The 2,369-nt window shown below is 40.7% G+C and carries 2 protein-coding genes; both read left to right on the top strand.

The annotated features are described in order from the left end of the window. A partial coding sequence (locus AC52RT_RS17725; RefSeq protein WP_495541973.1) for a DUF6270 domain-containing protein occupies nt 1–1,787 on the top strand: 1,787 nt, incomplete at its 5' end. Beyond that, nucleotides 1,741–2,369: hypothetical protein (locus AC52RT_RS17720; protein ID WP_495541972.1), on the top strand; the 629-nt coding region annotated here is incomplete at its 3' end. The genes AC52RT_RS17725 and AC52RT_RS17720, both read left to right, overlap by 47 nt.

The following is a 2,369-nucleotide window of genomic DNA, read 5'->3' as shown; positions in this document are numbered from 1 at the left end:
CCTATAAATCGAAAGCAAAAATGATCGCGTCAGTTGACATAAATTTTGAAGAACTCTTTGCTGGTGAGCGTATAGAGGGAGCTTGTCAATTAATCTTTACATCCGGCAATAAAGACTATCAATGTATCATTAATCCTCAATCGTTCGACTACTATTCGTTAAATAATGGTCTTTATGAATGTAAGCCATATCTCACGACGCATGGCACGTTTGGTTTATATTTCAAAACCATTGAGTTACCTGTCATAGCTGAGAAAATGAGCTTTAAAAAAGGCATGCTGAGCGGTGAAATGACCTTTAAAGAACTCTCACCGGCCATTTCTGTTGAAATTGGCCTTAAAAATCGGAATGATTTCACTGAAGAGTTTGCCCTTCGTTATCCTGTCAATGTGAACCAAAGGAAAGCAGCCTTCGTACTGCCGCTTGCCGTTGATGTAAAAGAGTTTGAAGATGGACTGATTGACGATTTGTATGTGATTTATAGTAGCGGGAAATTAGTAAGAACCGAGAAAATTGCAACACCAAAGAATGTTAAAGCGAACTATGCACGCAGTGAACAAAATTCGTTTTACCTGATTAAACCCTATAAGAATAATGAACAATTGCTTTCACTGTATATTAAGCAAGAAGAGATGGCTGTATCGATAGTCGATGTTATTTTTAATAAAAAAACTGGTCAATTTTCGATTGAAGGCTTAGTTGACAATGGCGCCGTTCCGGTTCAAGCGCGTGCGAGTAAAGTCGTGCTTAAACTGCGGGACAAGTTGGGCAATGAGCGGTATTCTTTTGAAACAGCAAAATCACTAGAGGTAAGCGGCGAAATTTTTGCCGGAGCGTATCCGTTAGAAAGCCTTCCAATCCATCATTCCTATGAGGGCGGGATTTGGGATGTATTTATCAGGCTTCAAGCTGCTAATGACAGTGTTGCGGATTATCCGGTCAAAGTGGTTGATGGGTATATCAGTAAGAATTATAACTATTATGTATTCCCTGAGAGCAGCAACTCAAAAAAAATTAAACCCTACTTGACGGGTGCCCGTGGGATCGCCCTCTATACAGCGGCTAACCAGACAAAAGAGAAAATAAAAATTGCCCTCTTCGGCAGTCAACTGATTACCAAGCCGTTTTTATTTACGAACCGTACGGAGGCTGTTTATCAGGTCGTGTTACAGCAAAATCTTTCTTCTATGGTAAGTATGACGGGGAAACCTGTCCGCTTAGATGACAAAGATCTTAAATCAGTTAACAAAAGTGACCGAGCTATGCTGAAACAAGAATTTGAAAAGACTTTCTTTACAGATCTGGAACAGGCAGCACCTGATTATCTTATCATCGATTTAGTGAATGATGTATCTAGTCCTTTCATTCAACTTATGGACGCGCAGATGCTGACTATGAGCAGTGCATTAGTGAGATCAGGCTATGTAATCAACGAAGAAAGTGTAATGGAATCTTCCATGCACATGATGATGAACGCGATGGATACATTCATTAGCTCACTAATTGCTGTGATGCCAGCAGAACGAATAATCCTAGCATCAGCGAGAGTGAACAATGGCGAGGAAAAAACGATTAAACGGAATAATGCAGTACTAGCCATGCTTGAGTCGTATTTCGTTTCAAAACTCCCAGAAACCAATGTACTAGATTTAACGCAAGGGAGTTCTGATCAAGAGTTTGTTCAACAGTTAAATGCCGTTGTATTGCATAAACAAGTCACATTCAGAAGCAGGGTGGAATATGGAAGTCTTGATCAAGAACATCAAGTATCTGGAAAACGCCATTGATTTATTTTTGGACATACCTGAGGGGTTAATTGGAACAGAGCTCTCATTTCGAATAATCAAACGCCAAGCAAATATAGAGATATATAATCACAAGCAAGTGTTTGGCACACATGTGGGTATCGTCAGCATTGCGGCCGATCACTTTGTCAGCCGTACACTCTTTCATCCAGAAGAAGTATGGGATTTAAGGGTGTCCACTGAAAAGGAAGACATTACGGTTAAAAAAGGAAATTCACTGTCGGAAAAGACGCACTATCTTGAGAAAAAGTGGCAGGGTTTTGCCTGGAAGCCCTATTGGACAAAAGATGAGCAGCTCGCTTTTTATGCACGATATCCTACGGATGTTGAGCCAGTAGAAGTAAAAGATGTTTATGCAACGAGGGACCGTCTTTGGTTGAAACTTGATGATTGTGCTTTCGTGCAAGGAGATACATTGGTACAGCCAACGTATTCAGAGCAATCTATAGCCTACTTTGTCCTGCCAATCGAGACTTTCTCTTTTAACCAAGAAGGGTGTGCAGTGATGCCTTTGACGTTGGCTGTACAGACGGAAGACGGAAAATGGCTGATGGCAAAAAGTAC

Source organism: Peribacillus sp., assembly GCF_059453735.1.
Note: the sequence above shows the minus strand (reverse complement) of the source record. Positions and strands in the feature narration are given on the sequence as shown.